We start from the raw sequence: 19,495 nt of genomic DNA, 5'->3' as shown, positions 1-19,495 counted from the left end.
TTCTTTTTAAGTTATAGCGTTGTTGTACTTTGTGCCTTTCGGTTTCCAGCCAAAAGAAATGGCACATTAAATTTACCAATTACATTTTTTACGTTGATGTTGGCTTTTGCTGCATCTGCAAAATCCACAAACAACAGGTCTACATTGGTTCGAGACAAATAGGCAGACATATTGTTGATTACATTATCCTGGGGTTGAAAAGTATATTCAACCATACCTTTCTTCAACTGTCCATCCGTGGAAGCTGTATTTTCACCAGTAGCTATCTTGAAGGATTTGAGTGGTTTGGTGGTCCACTTCATCAACTTGTCCATCAATTCTATTTTCATGGAATCAGGATTGCCGTTGATTACAGCTAAGGATAAATCCTTATTTGCATTCATGCTATGTTCGTGGGAAGCAATCATTACCAATCCTTCAAATTTGGACATGATATGTTTGACAATCCCATCACCCAAAAAGTTGAATCTGGAGGATTTTCGTTGTCCCAAGACAATAATATCTGGATGATAGGCCTCAATCTTTTTGTTGATGAGTTCCTTTATGTTGCCAACTTTAAAAGACGTATCAATTTTGACACCATACGCCTCTTGGATAGGTCGTACGAGCTGCTGTATGTGTTTTTTTGTTGAGGTGTACGTATCGTTTATGGACCTTACAGCCGATAATTGGTTGTCTTGTTTTACTACACCCAATGGCTGTTTTACATGCAACATTGCAATATCACCACCAATCATATTGGCCAAATTGGCGGTATTTTTTAAAATGGTTTCAGTCGTTTTCCGCAAATCGGAAAGAACTAGTATTTTATATTTTCCATTTTCCATGTTGTTTTACTTTAAAACAGGATTCACTTTTGGTCGATTTCTAAAGAATTCGATATAACTGGCAGGATTTTCTTCAATACCTCGTTCGGACACCAGTTGAATGTCTATGTTTCGCTGTTTTGCTTTAAAAGCAAAATCTTCCAGGATTTCGATGATATCGTTGTCCAAGTAGCGTGTATTCAGAACATTAAGTTCTAAATAAGTGTCGTTTGGAAGACTATCCAATTCTTTAAGGATGGCTCCTTTGTTAAAGAACGTCACTTCCTCGGCAAGTGTCATTTTAATTTTATGCTTGCCATTACTTTTATCTTCAATATGCAAGAAATGTGAATTTTGGTAGCTCTTAAGTAGAATTACAACAATACCTACCAGTAAACCAAGGCCAATACCAACTAACAAATCTGTAAACACGATACCAACTACGGTTACAACGAATGGAACAAACTGTTTCCATCCAAGGGTATACATTTTCTTGAATAATGCAGGTTTCGCAAGTTTATATCCAACGATGAACAGAATCGCAGCCAAGACAGATAGCGGAATCATATTCAACAACTTTGGAATTAGGATAACTGAAATCAAAAGGAAAAAACCATGAATGATTGCAGAGGCCTTAGTTCTTCCTCCAGATTGAATGTTTGCGGAACTTCTTACAATTACTTGGGTTACAGGTAAACCACCTACCAAGCCAGAAACGGTATTACCAACACCCTGTGCAAACAATTCCTTGTTGGTTGGGGTTGTTCTCTTCAAAGGATCCAATTTGTCGGTTGCCTCAACACATAAAAGTGTCTCCAAACTAGCTACTAATGCAATCGTAAATGCGGTGATCCAGATTTCGGTATTGGTAATTACGGCAAAGTTTGGAAAACTTAAGAGGTTGCTAGCAGTTTCCAAGCTCTCAGGAATAGGTACACTTACCAAAAACTCAGAGCCTATTCCCCAGTAAGCGTCATCTTTTGTAACCGCATAATAGATTATTCCTAACACTACGGCCACCAAGGGCCCTTGTATAAGCTGAAAAATTTTACCTTTTTTAGTTAATACTTTATCCCATAGGATTAAAATAGCCAAGGATACAATGGCAATTAAGGTTGCTCCAGGGCTAATGGATTTTAGAGCATTGAAAATTCCACTAAACGTGTTTTCACCGTCCATTTGAATAAATGCAAAATCACCTTCTGGACTGTCGTTGTAGCCAAAGAAATGTGGTATTTGTTTAAGAATGATGATGATACCAATACCGGTCAACATTCCTTTGATCACAGATGATGGAAAGTAATATGCGATTACACCAGCTTTTAAAATACTGAACAATATTTGGATAAGACCACCAAGTACAACAGCAACTAAAAAATTCTCGAAACCTCCTAAAGAGCCTATAGCTGTTAATACAATTGCTGCCAAACCAGCAGCTGGCCCACTAACACCAATGTGGGAACCACTAAGGGCACCTACTATGATACCACCAATTATGCCAGCAATAAGCCCGGAAAATAATGGGGCTCCACTGGCTAATGCAATACCTAAACATAATGGTAAGGCAACAAAAAATACTACGATACTTGCAGGCAAGTCACTTTTAATATGCTTGAACATGATAATGAAAAGTTGATGCCTCCTTAATTGTTTTTAGGTTGGAGGCGGTTTAAAATTGATGTTAAAAAGGGCTGGATATTAAACCATCTGTTCGGGAGGTGGAAGAAAAATCTCGGAAGTCGCATCCAAAAGGATGAACGATTGTTCGAGTACTTCGGCTCTACTATTTTGATCGATGATATTTTGGGCTAAAGAACACGGGTTTAAATACATATCCTTTTCACCCATCTTCTTTTCAGATTCTTGATCGTTGTTCTTTTCTTCCTCAGAGGAATCCATAAGTATGGCAATTGGAGAATCATTGTCAACCAATTGTATAACGGAAGGTGCCAATATGGAAAATATTAGCAGAAAACCAATTAAGGGATGTGCAATGGTCTTCAACAAAATTCTAACTCTTTAAAACAAAAATAAAATTAACAAGTATCTTTTTTGTTAAATAAATTTTAAAAATCCTTCAACAATTTAATATTCTCTGCTTCTATCCAGCCTGTCTGCCCATCGGCAATGCTGATCTTTTTCCAATTGTTTAACTTTTCCAGAACGTTCACTTTGGTTCCTTCATGCAAAGTAAAGACAATTTCACTGGAATTGTTTGGTTCGGAATTAATGTTTACTTCCTTGCTAAAAACAATGGCCGGGTTGTCGTTTTTAAACTCTTGATATTGAAGATAAGAAAACAAAACGCATATAAATCCAAGTAAAATACTCGTCATACTGCAAATAAAGGCTATCCTCTTTTGGGAGGCCAATCGCAAAAAGAAATAGGCCAAGTAAGCCAGAACAAATAGAAGCATAAATGCAACTGCAAGATAGGCCCATTGATCAAATGAGAAAAAGTTGACCATTCCCTCATAAATTTGGGCTATTTCCGTTTTCGGCATTTCTTCTACGGCATCCAATCGCATGTTTTGAGCATACCCTAAGTTGTTTCGGATTTCCTTGTCATTGGGTTTTAACAGCAAGGCTTTTTCGTAATTCAGTATGCTTGGGCCAATTGCATTTAGTTTGTAATGGCAATTTCCCAGATTGAAGTATAATTCCGCTGAATGCTGTCCATTTGCCAAGATTTTTTCATAATTAGCAATAGCCCTTTCGTATTCACCTTTATTGTAGAATTCTGTGGCCTGATTAAATAGGGCTGCGTTTTGGGCAGTACCCAAGAAGGCTGAAAATACAATTACTATGGTCAAAATCAGTTTTCTCATAGCTGCTTGTCTAATTTGGAAATCACTTCACTGGCCTTTTCATAATCATGTTGCATCTGTACATCTGAGAATGGGCTATAACGGGCCATTTCGCAATTTTTCAATAAACTGATAAAACCTTCTACGTCATCGGAGGAAACACTTTTATCGTTCAATATATTGGTGATTTTCTCCTTGCTGAATTCTGAAGTTTCAATCTTCAATTTTGCTTTTAAGTAATTGTGAAGCCCTTTTTCCAATGCAACATAGAAGGCTTCTTTGTTACCTAGTTCTTTTTTTGCGGTAGAAAGGTATTTTCTTGCCAATCTGTTGGCCTGCTTTATTTTGTTGCCCACAACATCACTTGCAATTGCCTCTCGTTTTTTAAAGGAGAAAACAGCAATCGGAATAAGCAATAACGGACCAAATAGCATTAAGAAAAACTTGGAAGAACCAAAGAAATACTTGGCCCCTATCTTATTCAGGTTGGGACTTAACTTAATGAAATGAAATTGTTTTCCTGTAGGCACAACCACCTGTCTATTGTTTGTGGCAGCTACAGTATTTTCCTCAGAACCGAGAGGTCCTTCAAGCACTTCAATGTTTATTTCATCTGAATTGAGCGTAACATACTTTGCCGTTTTGGGATTGAAATAACTAAATGATATACTTGGTATTGGATATTTTCCTCGGTAATTGGGGACAATAGTGTAATTGTTGGCCACTTTACCTTCCATTCCTGTACTAATGGTTCGTACTTTTTCATCAAATTCAGGCTCATAAACCTCTAATGCACTTGGCAATTCTGGTTCAGGGAGTTGAAAGAGTTTTAGATTTCCTTTGCCGGACACTTCAACCCTAGCTTGTAATGATTCCGACGCATTCAGTTCCTTTTTACTTGTGGTTACGCTGAAATCGAAATCCCCAACGGCTCCACCAAAATTCGCTGGTTTTCCAGCAACTGGTAACACTTTTACATTTAAAGTTCTGCTGCCTGCAGATACTGTTTTTGTTGTTTGCGTATAGATTCTACCGCCGAAGAAATCCCTTCTATTGGTTGGTACATCCACATAAATTTCCAGGGCTAATGGTTCAATGTCCAATTTGCCTGATTTTTGAGGATATAAAACCACTTTTTTAAGCACCACTGATAAATAGGGCTTACCGTTGTAGGTAGTATTCTTTGGTTTGGGTTTGGATACGTCAATTTCTTGGCTCCAAAAGTTGTTATAAGTTGGATTGTCCAATGACCTGTAGTTCGTTACCCTAATGGAATGGCCAACATATAGCTTATAGACTACGGTCACTGCTTCGTTTAGAAAAGGACTTGCATCTGAAACCTCTGCTACCAAGTGAAGACTCTCGTCTGCAACATCGTCAACGGTTCTTTGATCACTAGGTTTGTCTACTGCAGCCGTTACTTCAATGGTTTTGGGCAGTGTTTTGTAGGTTTCACCTTCAATCTCAATAGTGGCTTGTTTGATTGTAAATCTACCTCTTGCCGTTGGTACCAATATGTAAGAGTAGGTTTTGGAAAAACTGCGCTTTCCGTTAACCCAAGAAGAGCTGATAGATTGCGAAGGTCCCATGGCAACATTGAAGCCATCAAATTGCGGTGGCACAAAATTATCGCCATCCTTATTCATGGTGAATTCAACGCGAAGGCGTTCATTTACACCTAACTTCTCCTTGCTCAAAATCATCTTAAACGAAACTTCTTCAGCAGTTTCCTGAGCATGTAACGTGCTCCCAAAAAGGAAAGGGATACAGGCAAAAAACAGTAATATGTGGTTCCTGCTTTTCATTACCAATCCTTCTCGTTTTTAATTTTTTTTCCTTTCACTTTTTTGGCCTCCATTTTCTCCTGCACTTTTTTCTCTTCATTTTGCATGGCCTCTAGCAAATTCTGGATCTGCTGTTTGGAGAGTTGGTTAGGACGAGGTTGTTGTTGTTTTTCTTCAGGCTCATCACCTTCATCAGGTTTTTGTTCCTGTTCTTTCTTTTCTTCGCCGTCACCTTCTTTGTTTTCTTCAGTTTCATTTTGACCATTCTTACCATCATCACCCTCATCTTTGTTCTCATTCTCGTCCTGCTCGCCTTCTTGATCCTTGTTGTTTTCGCCCTCGTTGTTCTGGTCTTGGTTTTTATCCTTTTGATTGTCTTGATCTTGTTGATCCTTATTATCGTCGTTCTGGTCGTTGTTTTGTTCCTCTTGTTCTTTTTCCAACATTTTCTTGGCCAGCGCTAGATTATATCGGGTTTCCTCGTCTGTTGGATTGTTCCGCAAGGCTTCCTTGTATGCTTCAACAGCTTTTTGGTATTCCTTGTTTTTCATGAACACGTTGCCCATATTATGGAACGCCTTGTGTTTATTAGGCTTTTCCTTGGATTTTTCACCCGCCTGTTTAAACCTACCAAAGGCTTCACTATAACTTTCCCGATTGTAATACGCAGTACCTAGATTGAATGGGGCCACGGTATTGTCCTCACTTTTGGAAATCGCCTTGCGGTATTCACCCTCTGCAGTGATAAAATCATTTGTGGTCAATTCCATATTGGCTTCCCAAGTCAAGTTGGTGGAAGCTTGAAGTGCTTTTTCTGCGACTTTGGCTTCCTCCGTTTCTTCCTGGCCATATCCCCAGGTTATTAGAAGTGACATGACCAATAACAAACTCGTCTTATGCATCATCATGTTCATTAAAAAGATTTAATTTCTTCAACCATCGTGTCTTCCTGTCCAATAGGAAAATGTCCAAAAATAAAAAGAAAAGCCCTATGCCCAAGAACCATTGAAATTGGTCCTTATATTCAGCAAATTGCTTGGCTTCAAATTCCTTCTTATCCATTTGGTTCAATTGCTCCTTAATGTATTCCACAGCATTTTCCGTGTTGGAACCATCAATATATTGTCCATTACCTTCTTCTGCAATTTCAGCCAATACGGCTTCGTTGAGTTTCGTGATTACTACTTCGCCTTGATTGTCTTTTTTCAATCCCTCAACAATGCCGTTTCTTTTTAAGGGAATTGGTGCACCTTTGGGTTTTCCCACACCAATTGTATAGATGCGGATACCATTTTGAATAGCTTTATCCACAGCCTCAATGGTTGAACTTTCGGAATGATCTTCTCCGTCAGAAACAATGAACAACACCCTGTTGGTCTGTTCGGCATCATTGTAGTAAGTGCTGGCCAAATCAATTGCGGCGTTGATTGCAGTACCTTGCGATGAAAGCATATTGGTGTTCATGCTCTGTAAGAACATTTTCGCCGCACTATAATCTGTGGTTATTGGCAATTGAGGGTAGGCTTGTCCCGCATATGCAATAATCCCAATTCGGTCACTTGCCAATTGATTGATGATTTCGGATACCAAACGCTTGGATTTTTCCAGTCGGTTGGGGGCAATATCCTCTGCAAGCATACTTTTGGAGACATCCACTGCGAATACAATATCCACACCTTCGCGCTTAACGGTTTCCAACTTGGTACCGATTTTTGGGTTTACCAACCCAAGAATAAGAAAGCTCAACCCCAATAGAAGAAAAATCAATTTGAGTGCCGATTTAAAGCTAGACCGATTCGGCGCCAACTTTCGCAGCAAAGAAGCTTCTGCAAATTGCTTCTGAGTCTTTCGCTTCCAAACTTGAAGGAAAAAGAAGGCCACAACCATTACAGGAATAATGGCCAATAGATAGAAATATGCTTTTTCGTCAAGCTGAATCATTGCTTAAATAAAACTTTTAAATACGGAATTACGTAATACCCACTCCAATAACAACAAAATTCCCGCCAAGAAAATCAAGGAGCGGTATTTTTCATCGTAGTTGTAATATTTGAATTCCTCAATTTCGGTTTTTTCCAACTTGTTGATCTCGTCATAGATTTCTTCAAGTTTTTCATTATCTGTGGCACGGAAGTATTTACCACCCGTGACCTTGGCGATGTCTTTTAATAAAGCTTCATCAATTTCCACCTGACGCATACCATATCTGAATGTTCCATCAGGGTTGTATGCCACCGGTGAAAGTGCATTCCCATTGGTCCCCAATCCTATAGTATAGGTCTTAATGCCAAATTCAATAGCCAAATCTGCGGCAGTTTTTGGTTCAATAAATCCTGAATTGTTGACTCCATCAGTTAATAGGATGATAACTTTACTTGTTGCCTTACTTTCTTTTAATCGATTTACGGAAGTTGCTAAGCCCATGCCAATTGCTGTTCCATCTTCCAAATCACCATAACTTATTTCACGCAGTGCATTTAAAACGATGGATTTGTCGCTGGTAATCGGCGTTTTGGTGTAGCTCTCTCCAGCATATCCTACCAGACCAATACGGTCATTGGGGCGTTTTTTTATGAATTCTCCTGCTACATCACGAAGTGCGGAAAGCCTGTTCGGCTTAAGATCCCGTGCCAACATACTTGAGGAAACATCAATGGCCATTACAATATCTATACCTTTTGTGGTCTTGGTACGTGTGGAAATATCTTCTATTTGCGGTCTGGCCAAAGCTGTTATTATGGATGCCAATGCCAAAAGGCGTAAAGCAAAAAGAACTGGTCTGAATTTGGCAGTCAGGCTATTTATGGTAAATCCTTTGATACTGGAAATTCGCAAAGAGGCCATTTCCTCCTTGTGTTTGAATAGATACCATAGCAAAGCCAATGGCAGCAATAATAGCAACCAAAAAAACTGTGGGTTTGCAAATTCGATATTATCAAACATTATACTTGTGTTTTTACGTCCAAAGATGCCAGCATTCTATTCACGATCTGTTCCGCATATGCATCTCCTTTTTCATGATAGATCACTACTTGTTGCACAAATCCTTTGCCACCAAAACAAAGAATCATGTAATCGATTCTTGCCGATTGCTTCGTGGTTGGATTTTCATAAGAACCAGACCCGTAGGTTTTAATTCCAGACACTCCTGATTTAGTATTGAACTCATCGGTCTTGGTCAACATATTTTTTACACCCATCCCTTCAAATTGCGCAAGATTGGCTTCAACCAATGCCTCAAAGTCAGGATCAACAGCTTCTTTGTAGGTAGTGGAATTGGTGGATACCGAAAACAATCCATCTACCTTCCCGTTCATAAAGGTTTGGTGACTTTTTACGACTTCAGTTGCCTGTTCAGGTAGCTCTATTTCTTGTCTTATTAGGACTTGTGGAGTTTCAATTTCAATAGGAGGATACCCATACGAACTTGCTACCCATTCGCCTTCCAAAAGGTCTTTTGTAGGGTGACCAAGGACAGTATCCTTGACTTCTTTATACCCGTAATACGCTATGGAAAATGCACTTCCGGTAACTAGCAGACCGACAAAAATCGCCGCCGCCCAGATTATTCTTTTACGCTGTTTTTTCTTGGCCAGTTCCAATTGATACTCCGCGGTCAGTATTAAATCTTCCTCTGTTGGTTCTGGCAGTGCGTCATGCGTTTTTACCACGATTTGCTCCACCATTTTACGGTCTTCCTCTGCAACAGATGTTGAAGGTTTGGATTTGGCAAACTTTACCAAGTCAGCGGTTCGAAGAATTTTTTGGAATTGATCTATCGTTTCATGCTCAAGGTTTAACTCACCGGCATCTTTAAGTAATTCCAATTTGGTGATTAACTGACCTGTGGTACTTTCCAAGGCGGAAACGTTTACATCTTCCTCCAAATATGAACGAACTATATCTGTTAGCTCCGAATAGTATTTTTTATATTCATCATGGATGAGGTATCTGGAATTTTCTAACTTTTTCAATTCCAACAAAGCACGATCATAAGGAGGTAAAAGTGCTTCTTTTTCTTCTTCCGTCAAAGGCTTCTTTCTTAGGAAAAACCAATACACCAAACATGCAATCAACAAGAGTGCTATTGTGATCCAAAGAATGGTCATCCACAACTTCGCATAACTTTTATCCACTTGAATAAGTGGTTTAATGTCGTACATTTTTTGTTTGGTGGTATCTACGGCCACATCTGCAACACGGATATTGAATGAGTCCGTAAAAAAGGGTTGTTCGTTAATGGCTATTCTTTGAGGAGGGATGGTATAGGCACCGCTGTCAAATTGTGTTAGCGCATAAACTTGTTGCAAAACAACCTTGTTGTTGTTCTTTACCGTGTCTTGCATTATTGCTTCAACCGTTTCCAAAGGCGAAAAGGTTTGACCTTCAGGAAAATGGACCACATTCAAGGAATCCGTTTCTACGGTAATCGTATATTTTATCTGTTCTCCAATTTTTATCCCTGTAGTATCTATCTCGGAGGTAACCTTGGATTCTTCCTGAGCTGATACAGATAATGTGAGTGAGAAAACAAACAGGAACAGCAACACACTTGATTTCAAGTGATTGAATTTCATGTTTGTTATGTACCAATGCTTTTTATGCATTATCCTCTTCTTTTAAAATAGCCCAACAATTTTTTCACATAACTCTCATCTACCCGACAATGGATAACCCCGCATCCCGATTTTGTGAACGTGTCCTGGAAATATTCTACTTTTTCTTTATGGAACATTCCATAGGCATTTCGCACACGTTTGGATTTCGTATTCACTAGTTGCAATCGTCCAGTTTCTGCATCTTGCATTTGTACCATTCCCAAATTTGGAATGGACTCTTCTTTTGCATCATAGACTCGGATTCCAGTTACATCATGTTTGTTCCCAACAATGCGAAGTGTGTTATCGTATGTATCAGCAATAAAATCTGAAAGGACAAAAACAATGGCTTTCTTTTTCATCACATTGGTGAGGAACTTAAGTGCTTCAGCAATATTTGTTTCGCTACTCTTGGGGGTGAACTCCAATAATTCACGGATAATTCGAAGTACGTGGCTTTTTCCTTTTTTTGGAGGAATAAACAGCTCTACTTCATCCGAGAACAGAATCAAACCAACTTTATCATTGTTTTGCAATGCAGAAAATGCCAGTGTTGCACTGATTTCTGTTACCACTTCTTTTTTAAACTGATTGGTGGTGCCGAACAATTCAGAGCCACTCACATCTACCATCAGCATCATGGTAAGTTCGCGTTCTTCCTCAAAAACCTTTACAAAAGGCTCATTGTACCTGGCAGTAACGTTCCAATCAATGTTTCTCACATCATCACCAAACTGATACTGACGAACTTCACTGAAAGTCATACCCCTACCCTTAAAGGTAGAATGGTACTCCCCACCAAAAATATGATCGGAGAGACGCCGGGTCTTTATTTCAATTTTGCGTACTTTTTTAAGTAATTCTTTCGTATCCATCGGTGAGCAAACCGTATTTTGTTTTCAGTTTTTGGTGATGGTAAGTTGGTAAAACGTGGTCATCAAATAACCAAAGCAATTTTGCAATGCTATGGCACTTCTACCTCGTTCACGATTTTATTGATAATCTCTTCTGAAGTGATATTCTCAGCTTCGGCCTCATAGGTAATACCAATACGATGTCTAAGCACGTCATGTACAACGGCTCTTACATCCTCAGGAATCACATATCCTCTTCGTTTTATGAATGCATAGCATTTGGAGGCATTCGCCAAATTGATACTTCCCCTTGGAGAAGCACCAAAACTGATCAGGGGTTTAAGATTTTCAAGATTGTATTTTTCAGGATAACGTGTAGCAAACACCAAATCCAGAATGTATTTTTCTATTTTTTCATCCATATACACTTCCCTTACGGCTTTTTGTGCACTAAGAATCTGTTTTAAGGTCACTACAGGTTTAACCGGTTCGTGTGACCCTTTAAGATTTTGTCGAATGATCAACTGTTCCTCGTTTAATTTGGGATAATCGATAACAGTTTTAAGCATAAATCGGTCCACCTGAGCTTCTGGAAGTGGATAAGTACCTTCCTGCTCAACTGGGTTTTGCGTTGCCATTACCAAGAAAGGTGCATCCAACTTAAAAGTTTCATCCCCAATGGTCACCTGCTTTTCCTGCATGGCCTCCAAAAGAGCAGATTGCACTTTAGCTGGAGCCCTGTTGATCTCATCCGCTAGGACGAAATTTGCAAAAATTGGCCCTTTCTTGATGGAAAAATCATTTTCCTTGATATTATATATTAAGGTACCCACAACATCTGCAGGCAACAAATCCGGGGTAAATTGAATACGACTGAAATCGCCTTTCACAGCTTTAGAAAGTGTGTTGATTGCCAGTGTTTTCGCTAATCCGGGAACACCTTCCAATAATATATGTCCTTGACCAAGTAGTCCGATCAATAGCCGCTCAACCATATGTTTTTGGCCAACTATGGCCTTGTTCATCTCTGTGGTAAGCAAGTCAATAAAAGCACTTTCCTGGGCAATTTTCTCATTCACAGCACTAATATCTATAGTAGTGTTTTCTTCCATATAAACCTTTATCGTTTAGATATTTCTGTTGATTTTTTTCTAGATGTGCAAAATGAAAATTTATTTAAAATCCATCTGTTAATTAATGGTTAAAAAAATCCGCGAAGCCCTAGTTTTATGAAGGTTTTAAGGGTTTAATTTTATACTTTCACTTGATATGCAGAATACGGATAATTATTCCAAAGTCATTGTTGGGACGATGACTTGGGGCTCTTGGGGAAAGCAACTTGGCACGAAAGGAATGATCGACTTGATGGAGCATTGTCTTGAAGTAGGCCTTCATACCTTCGATCATGCAGATATTTATGGGGATTATACAACAGAAGCGGATTTTGGCAAGGCCTTGGCAGAAAGTACTATAGATCGCAGTCAAATCCAGTTGATAACTAAGTGTGGAATCCAAATGACTTCACGCAAGGGCATCCAATTGAAACATTACGATTACAGCAAAGATCATATTATCTGGTCAGCGGAACAGTCCTTGAAAAACTTGAAGACAGATTATATAGATCTATTTCTTTTACATCGACCAAGCCCGTTACTGAATCCTTCAGTAGTTGCAGAAGCGATTGATAAACTGCTTGTAACAGGTAAAATCAAACAGTTTGGGGTTTCAAATTTTAGTCCTAGTCAGGTCGCTATGTTGGATAAGTTCATTCCAATAAGGGCCAATCAAGTGGAGTTTTCCATTACCCATTTAGATCCATTGTACGATGGTACTTTTGATGATTGTTTATCGAATGGACGTATGGCGATGTCCTGGAGTCCTTTGGGTCAGGTTTTCCGCGAGAAAAGCGACCGTACCGAACGCGTGAACAATACCTTACGAGAGCTGGCCGATAAATACAATGTTGAAGCAAGCCAGTTTCTTTTAGCCTGGATGCTGCATCATCCTGCAACACCTAGACCGGTTATAGGAACAACAACCAAAGAACGTTTGACCGGGTCCGCCAAAGCCCAACACATAGATATTGAATTACAAGACTGGTTCAAGTTGTTAGAATCAAGTCATGGACAAGAAGTACCTTAAATTAAGATATGGACACAAAGACTGTTTTGATTACTGGAGCCACTAGTGGAATAGGACGGGCCACAGCAGAATTATTGGCTAAAAACGGATTTAACTTGGTGCTCTGCGGTCGTCGCAGCGAACGATTGGACCAACTTAAAACAGATTTAGGAAAAGAAGCCAAAATCCATACCTTGAAATTTGACGTCCGTAATCGAGATGCTGTTTTGAATGCTATCACCGAATTACCAGAAGCATTTTCCAGAATAGATGTATTGATAAACAATGCGGGCAATGCGCATGGATTGGATACTATTGACCAAGGGAGTTTGGATGATTGGGACGCCATGTTGGATATCAATGTGAAAGGATTATTATACATGTCCAAAGCAATTTTGCCTCAAATGGTGGACAGAAAATCCGGTCATATCATCAATATTGGTTCCACTGCTGGCAAGGAAGTATACCCCAAAGGCAATGTATATTGCGCGAGTAAGCATGCAGTAGATGCTATAAACCAAGGTATGCGATTGGACTTAAATGCGCATGGGATTAGAGTTGGGGCTGTTAATCCAGGTCTTGTGGAAACCGAGTTCAGCGATGTGCGATTTAAAGGAGATTCAGAAAGGGCCAAATCTGTTTATAAGGGATTCCAACCCTTGACGGCCCCTGATATTGCGGACATCATCCATTTTGTAATTACAAGACCGTATCACGTGAACATTGCAGATTTAGTGGTAATGCCCACAGACCAAGCCAGCAGCACTATAGTTAGGAAAGTGTTATGATCAATAAACGCCTTCTGGTAAAGAACCTACTTGCCCATAACGACGAGAACAGTTTTTACGATAAAAAACGATTCATCGCCATTGGAGAAAAGGAGGGGAAGGCAAAATTCTTGAAGCATGTTTGTGCATTGGCCAATAGTAATCCCATGAACAACTCATTTATCGTTGTTGGCGTTGAAGACGAGGACAACAAAATTGTTGGGGTTGATTTTTTTGATGATAGCAAGATCCAAAACCTTGTTAATGCTTATTTAGACAATCCCCCCATAATTTCGTACGAAAACATTCCCTTTCCTCACTTACCAGAAGGAAAAGTGGTAGGATTGGTAACCATACGATCCAATGGTAAGGTATGTGCCCTCAGAAAAAATATTTGGAAATACTACGGCGGAGCAGTTTTTTTTAGGGAAGGGAGCATTAGCTTGCCCAAGGCCTTTGATATAGAACTTAAGGATATCAATTCAGAAGCGGTGGCCACTATAGAGCAACATGCAAGAAATAACATTGAGTTGACTTTGGATGCCGTAATCAATTTCATCAATCATAGGCATGCCGATTTAACAAGTGATTATCGCGTTTTTAAAGAACAATTTGTTGTTTGCTGGGCAGGGAACAAGAATAAAGTAAAGAACAAGACCTACTATTCCAGGGTAGATATTGAGTTGATCAACGAACAAGTAAAACTATTTTACTCGGCTTTGGATGAAATAACTATTGATTATAACGAAGACTCCTTTACAATGATGGAGTTTGTGCAACTGGGCTTGGCCTCCCAACAAAAATATTACCCTTTGGAAGAAGTGGTAATTACATTTTCCGAGAATGGGAAATACACCATAAATAGCGAATTGGTATTTGAGCCGCCTCAATATGATAAAAAAACACTTTACCACGTTTTAAACTCAAACAATACGTTACTCCAAAAACTGGAACAAAAAATCAAATTGAATACTGCTGAAAAGTTGGATTTAACGTATTTGCCTGCTACGTACTTGATTTGTTATTTGAACGGTTTTGAAGAAGCAAAAGAACGTTTGGAGCGTGCCAGACCATTGCTTAAAACCTATGACACGAAAATCTACAGCTCTTTAAAGGAATCCTTGCGTGTACTAAGGAAAGTCCGTTACAATTAATTCTTTTTAAGCCACATAATTTCATAGGGTTGCAATTCAAATAAAGCACTGTTGACGCTTACGGTTTTTCCAGACACCAAATTTTTTGGGTCTCCTTGCGTGAAATATCCTAACTTCAAAACCAAGTTCGAGTCAATGATCTGGGGAATTTCATCAAAATTGCAGATAACCAATATGTTTGCATCGTTCTTGCCAGTACGCTCATATACCAAGATATGATCGTTCCCACTTTCAATTAGATTGAGGTTGTCATTATCAGCCAAAGTGGGGTTGGACTTCCTTATCGCCACCAATTGTTTTAGTTTATGATAAATCTTGGATGATGCAAGATCTTTGTTTTTTAGTTTTTCAATTGCTTGCCAATCTTGTTTAGGACGGTTAACCCATCTACTATCATTTTGTTTGCTTTCGTCATCCAAATACGAATAATCATTTAGCGTTGCTATCTCATCGCCAGCATAAATCATAGGGATACCTCCATAGGATAGGATAACAGCATGGAGAAGCACAATTTTGGCCAGGGCATGATCAACCATTTTCGTATTCTTGGTAGCGATTCCCTTTTCTAATCCTAGTAAGGAAGCAGCACTCCCCGTTATTCGGCCATCTCCAGTTTTTGGGTTATACATGAACAGTAAACCTGTGGCAGGAGACCAATCCAATTTTTGACAGTAATAATTCAGTAAAAACTTTCGATGTTGGTTGGGGTCCCAGCCCATTTCCCGTATAAAGCGATTTTCGTATCCTAATCCAATATCATCATGGCATCTTACATAATTTATCCAGGTACAGGAGGCAGGTTTTTTGGGAACATTGAACATGCTTTTATACAACAAGCCTGTTTTTTTGGTGGCAATGGAATTCCATAACAGTGCCATTAGGGATGCATTATAAGCCAATTCACATTCATTCCCTTCTCTGGGGCCTTCACCAAAATATTTGATTATATCCGTAGGAGCAACAATGGCTTCAGCCAAAAATATGGTGCCGGGAGCCACGATTTGCAAGCACATCCGGAATAAGGAGACCAAGATGTGGGCTTCGGGTTGATTTTGTGAAATCGTACCAATTTTCTTCCATAAAAATGCCAGAGCGTCAAACCGCACCAAATCCACGCCTAAGTTTACCATTTTCACCAAATTGGCAAGCATGTCCATAAAAACATCCGGATTGGTGTAATTAAGATCCCATTGGTAACTATTGAACACGGTCATCACCCATTTTTCCATTTCAGGGATGTAAGTAAAATTACCAGGCGAGGTTTCGGGAAATACCTCAGGCAAGGTCTTTTCAAATTCATCGGGGATAGTCCGGTCATTAAAGGTATAGTAGTACTGTTGGTATTTTGGACTCCCTTTCTTTGCTTTCTTTGCCCAAGAATATTCATCTGAAGTGTGGTTTACAACAAAATCCAGCATCAACAGTATGCCCTTGTCGCGAAAGGTTTTGGTTATATCCAGTAGATCTTTTTGAGAGCCATATTTTTTGTCCACTTTGTGGTAGCTGTTCACCGCATAACCACCATCACTTTCCCCTTTTGGACGTTCCGTTATGGGCATAATATGAAGGAAATTGATGCCTAAGTCCAATAGATACGGTATTTTTTCCTTGAGACCTTTTAAATCCTTGTTGAAATTCTCAACATAGAGCTGCATGCCTACTATTTGCTCACTTTGATACCAAGTGCCAGAGGCCAATCGCGCCACGTCCTGAAGTCTTAAATCCTCAGGTCTTGTGTCAAATAATTTTGGAAGTAACTTAAGTAGTCGATCAAAATCCTTGCTGTGATTTTCCATAGGGTACAAGGAAAAAAAGAGCTGTTGGACAAGACTTAAGTTAGTGGTTAGTCTAAGATTGAATTGTTCGTTGAGCGTAGCATTCTTTGCTCTTTTTGACACAAGTTTATGGAGTGCAGCTTGATTCATTTAGGCCAGCAGATCATTTTTGGTCGGGAGCGAAGGAATTGCTCCAAAATTTGTGGTTGTTAGCGCACCAGCTTTGTTGGCAGTTGCCACCATTTTTAGCAGGTTCTCAAATTCATTTTCCAGTTCATGGAAATTATCCAAATCGGCAATTTGTTTGAGTAAGCATCCAATAAAAGCATCTCCTGCTCCGGTGGTATCTACAGGTTTCACTTTTATGCTAGGTACAATCGCTTTGTTTTCACGAACGCTGACCAGTGTACCTTCCTTACCTAGGGTAATAGTGATGATATTAGCCCCAACTTCATGAAGTATATCGCAGGCATCATAAATATTTTCCTTTCCTGATAGGAGCTGGGCCTCTTCCAAACTGAATTTGCACAGTTGTGACTTTTCAACAAACGGCATGCATTTTTTAATGAATTGTTCTTGTTTGTCTTTCCAAAGATCACTGCGGTAATTTGGATCAAAGCAGATAAACATATCCTTGGTCAAGCCGTCAAAAAGATACTTCCCGTAGGCTTGTTCCAGTGCACCACCAAGTAATGCCGTTGCGGCACCCAAATGAAGCAAGTTCCCATGAAAATTTTTCCGTAGTGTGGGATCGTACACCAATTCTCGGTCAGCACCTCGACTAAAGACAAAATCACGTTCGCCATCTTCAGCTATGGACACAAATGCCAATGTGGTAAAAGTATCCACCTCTTGGGCCAAGGAAATATCAACACCCTCTTTTTTGATGGTATCCAGTAAGAATTTACCAAATGGATCATGGCCTACTGCGCCAATAAAAACACTTTTGCCACCGAGCTTTGAGATTGCACAAGCAACATTGGCCGGCGCACCTCCGGCTTTTTTGGTGAAGATATTCGCTTTGGTAAGATCGTTCCCTTGGTTTTCTGCAACAAAATCAATGAGCAGCTCGCCGATACAGAAGACTTTTTTCATAGAATGCGATACAAAATCCTAAAGTACATAGAAAATGGGTGGGTTTCCAAAAAATACAATTGCTTTTGTAAACTAGGATTACGTCCAAACTTTACATAAAATTTCCAGATTTGGAACTTTTTCTATGTATCATTGCTCAAAATTCTATGTATGCGAACGCTAGTAATTGGCGATATACATTCTGGAGTTAGGGCTTTAGAACAAGTATTGGACAGGGTTGGCGTAAAGGCTGATGACCATCTGATTTTTTTAGGGGATTATGTAGACGGCTGGAGTACTGCAGTGGAGACTGTGGATTTTTTAATTCACTTAAAGGAGCGTCATCGATGCACCTTTATTCGAGGAAATCACGACGAGCTCTGCAGGGAGTGGATGCAATCCAAAAAGGAAAATCCACAATGGTTAGCCCATGGTGGTGCTGCCACTCGCGATTCGTATTTAGCGGCTGATGACCAGACATGGAATCGGCATTTGGAATTTTATGCTGAATTGAAAAATTACTACATTGATCAAGACAATCGACTTTATCTGCATGCTGGATACACCAATCTGAAGGGAGTTGAATTTGAATATTTTGATCAACTGTTCTATTGGGATCGTACCTTATGGGAATTGGCAAGAGCTTTGAATCCTGAATTTAATAAGGACCATCCTGAATTTCCGAAACGGCTTACGCATTACAAGGAGGTTTTTATTGGTCATACACCAATTTCAAAAGTGAATGAGGCCGTACCTAAAAATGGAGCTAACGTTTGGAATGTAGATACTGGCGCCGCATTCAAAGGAGCGTTGACAATAATGGATGTAGCAAGTAAAACATTTTGGCAAAGTGACCCAGTGCATACATTTTACCCTGGGGAGCGCGGTAGAAACTAAATCAGAATTTACCTGACAGGTGTTTGTCCTGCCATTTGGCCAATTCTTTCCATTGACCTTTATAAGCCATTTTTGCCTGCATGGGCCAAGAAGCGGGATCATGTATGCGATAGCGATCACCACCAGAGGATAGCACTTCTTGACATTTTACCGTGGAAACCTCAGAAAGTGCTTTCCATGTTTTTATGCCATGATTATGAAATAGTCCTTCAATCTTTGGGCCTATACCTTCCACGATCTTCAAATCGTTTTCCTTAACTCGTTTGCCAAAGGCCGATTTTGCTGCTTCCGGATTGAAAGTATCTTCATTGGGAATTGAGATTGCATCTGATGCCGTTTTGGCAGCATCCAAATTCGCCGTGGTTGCTGAGGAAGTTTTGGATTGGATATTGTCCAATTCCGCCGCCAATCGGATGTTTTCTTCCTTTAATTCCTGAAGAACAGCATTGTCTTCTGATTTGGTTTTTCGTTTGCGTCCCATGATATACCCTATCATTCCAGTAATCAACAGCAATAAAAATAATATGAGCAAGTCCCAAATTTCAAAATATTCTAGTTCCATTGGTAATGTATTTAGTGCAATAGGTTTTTACCTAAGTTGGCTGAGGTATTCTTAACAAGAGATGTTCTCTACAAATTATTAAAAATCCGGTAGAATGTTTGTACTTAAACCTTAGAATTTGAGCTGTTTAGAAAACAAATTATAAAAACAGTGACCTGACGGTACTATAAACAAGCACAAAAAAGTGCAAATCATACATAATTCTTTACCAGCTATACGAATTAAGAAAATTTTAAGGCTGAAATGTGGGAATTTTGCAACATATATTAGGTAAGGAACCCTATTTCTCCCGACGA

Annotated in this window: 18 protein-coding genes; 4 read left to right on the top strand and 14 right to left on the bottom strand. The window is 39.4% G+C overall.

Annotated elements, in window-relative coordinates:
• Window positions 1-11 precede the first annotated feature (11 nt).
• The 11 genes from M3P19_RS08830 to M3P19_RS08780 form a co-directional block, all read right to left on the bottom strand.
• Complete coding sequence (locus tag M3P19_RS08830) at window positions 12-827, bottom strand: universal stress protein (protein ID WP_249657302.1); 816 nt, start codon at window positions 825-827, stop codon at window positions 12-14.
• Window positions 828-833: 6 nt separating this feature from the next.
• Window positions 834-2,426: a SulP family inorganic anion transporter gene (locus M3P19_RS08825; protein WP_249657301.1), complete on the bottom strand. Its 1,593-nt coding sequence runs from the start codon at window positions 2,424-2,426 to the stop codon at window positions 834-836.
• A 78-nt stretch (window positions 2,427-2,504) separates the two neighbouring features.
• Entirely contained in the window at window positions 2,505-2,813 is a 309-nt protein-coding gene (locus tag M3P19_RS08820) for a hypothetical protein (RefSeq protein WP_249657300.1), read from the bottom strand.
• Window positions 2,814-2,872: 59 nt separating this feature from the next.
• Window positions 2,873-3,634 carry an SH3 domain-containing protein gene (locus tag M3P19_RS08815; protein ID WP_249657299.1) on the bottom strand — a complete coding sequence of 254 codons (762 nt, stop codon included), beginning with the start codon at window positions 3,632-3,634 and terminating at the stop codon, window positions 2,873-2,875.
• Window positions 3,631-5,418, bottom strand: a complete 1,788-nt coding sequence (locus M3P19_RS08810) for a BatD family protein (RefSeq protein WP_249657298.1) — start codon at window positions 5,416-5,418, stop codon at window positions 3,631-3,633. The genes M3P19_RS08815 and M3P19_RS08810 overlap by 4 nt, the downstream gene beginning before the upstream one ends.
• Window positions 5,418-6,311 (bottom strand): tetratricopeptide repeat protein, encoded by an 894-nt coding sequence (locus M3P19_RS08805; protein WP_249657297.1) that lies wholly within the window; start codon window positions 6,309-6,311, stop codon window positions 5,418-5,420. Before M3P19_RS08805 ends, M3P19_RS08810 begins: the two co-directional genes overlap by 1 nt.
• Window positions 6,292-7,338: a VWA domain-containing protein gene (locus M3P19_RS08800; protein WP_249657296.1), complete on the bottom strand. Its 1,047-nt coding sequence runs from the start codon at window positions 7,336-7,338 to the stop codon at window positions 6,292-6,294. Before M3P19_RS08800 ends, M3P19_RS08805 begins: the two co-directional genes overlap by 20 nt.
• Window positions 7,339-7,341: 3 nt before the next feature.
• The gene (locus tag M3P19_RS08795) at window positions 7,342-8,340 is read right to left on the bottom strand and encodes a vWA domain-containing protein (protein ID WP_249657295.1); all 999 of its coding nucleotides are present in this window, start codon (window positions 8,338-8,340) and stop codon (window positions 7,342-7,344) included.
• Complete coding sequence (locus M3P19_RS08790) at window positions 8,340-9,974, bottom strand: BatD family protein (protein ID WP_249657294.1); 1,635 nt, start codon at window positions 9,972-9,974, stop codon at window positions 8,340-8,342. The genes M3P19_RS08795 and M3P19_RS08790 overlap by 1 nt, the downstream gene beginning before the upstream one ends.
• 29 nt (window positions 9,975-10,003) lie before the next feature.
• Window positions 10,004-10,870, bottom strand: a complete 867-nt coding sequence (locus M3P19_RS08785) for a DUF58 domain-containing protein (RefSeq protein WP_249657293.1) — start codon at window positions 10,868-10,870, stop codon at window positions 10,004-10,006.
• Between the two features lie 89 nt (window positions 10,871-10,959).
• A complete protein-coding gene (locus tag M3P19_RS08780; RefSeq protein ID WP_249657292.1) occupies window positions 10,960-11,961 on the bottom strand; it encodes an AAA family ATPase in 1,002 nt (333 codons plus the stop codon).
• Window positions 11,962-12,118: 157 nt separating this feature from the next.
• On the opposite strand from M3P19_RS08780, the gene M3P19_RS08775 reads away from it, so the two are divergent.
• The 3 genes from M3P19_RS08775 to M3P19_RS08765 are packed head-to-tail and all read left to right on the top strand — an operon-like array spanning window position 12,119 to window position 14,891.
• Entirely contained in the window at window positions 12,119-12,991 is an 873-nt protein-coding gene (locus M3P19_RS08775) for an aldo/keto reductase (RefSeq protein WP_249657291.1), read from the top strand.
• An 8-nt stretch (window positions 12,992-12,999) separates the two neighbouring features.
• Window positions 13,000-13,758 (top strand): SDR family NAD(P)-dependent oxidoreductase, encoded by a 759-nt coding sequence (locus M3P19_RS08770; RefSeq protein WP_249657290.1) that lies wholly within the window; start codon window positions 13,000-13,002, stop codon window positions 13,756-13,758.
• Window positions 13,755-14,891: an ATP-binding protein gene (locus M3P19_RS08765; RefSeq protein ID WP_249657289.1), complete on the top strand. Its 1,137-nt coding sequence runs from the start codon at window positions 13,755-13,757 to the stop codon at window positions 14,889-14,891. The genes M3P19_RS08770 and M3P19_RS08765 overlap by 4 nt, the downstream gene beginning before the upstream one ends.
• Here M3P19_RS08765 and M3P19_RS08760 read toward each other — a convergent pair.
• Complete coding sequence (locus tag M3P19_RS08760; RefSeq protein WP_249657288.1) at window positions 14,888-16,789, bottom strand: alpha-amylase family glycosyl hydrolase; 1,902 nt, start codon at window positions 16,787-16,789, stop codon at window positions 14,888-14,890. The genes M3P19_RS08765 and M3P19_RS08760 overlap by 4 nt on opposite strands.
• Window positions 16,790-16,816: 27 nt before the next feature.
• On the bottom strand, window positions 16,817-17,761 hold the full coding sequence (locus M3P19_RS08755; RefSeq protein WP_249657287.1) for a carbohydrate kinase family protein: 945 nt from the start codon (window positions 17,759-17,761) through the stop codon (window positions 16,817-16,819).
• Between the two features lie 150 nt (window positions 17,762-17,911).
• Between M3P19_RS08755 and M3P19_RS08750 the strand changes: the two genes are divergently transcribed.
• Complete coding sequence (locus tag M3P19_RS08750) at window positions 17,912-18,637, top strand: metallophosphoesterase family protein (protein WP_249657286.1); 726 nt, start codon at window positions 17,912-17,914, stop codon at window positions 18,635-18,637.
• 1 nt (window position 18,638) lies between these two features.
• Here M3P19_RS08750 and M3P19_RS08745 read toward each other — a convergent pair whose 3' ends face one another.
• Window positions 18,639-19,199 carry a hypothetical protein gene (locus tag M3P19_RS08745; protein ID WP_249657285.1) on the bottom strand — a complete coding sequence of 187 codons (561 nt, stop codon included), beginning with the start codon at window positions 19,197-19,199 and terminating at the stop codon, window positions 18,639-18,641.
• Between the last annotated feature and the right edge of the window lie 296 nt (window positions 19,200-19,495).

The sequence above is a fragment of the Flagellimonas spongiicola genome (assembly GCF_023502425.1).
Classification (GTDB): Bacteria; Bacteroidota; Bacteroidia; order Flavobacteriales; family Flavobacteriaceae; genus Flagellimonas; species Flagellimonas spongiicola.
This window is presented reverse-complemented; position numbering and strand designations above follow the sequence as displayed.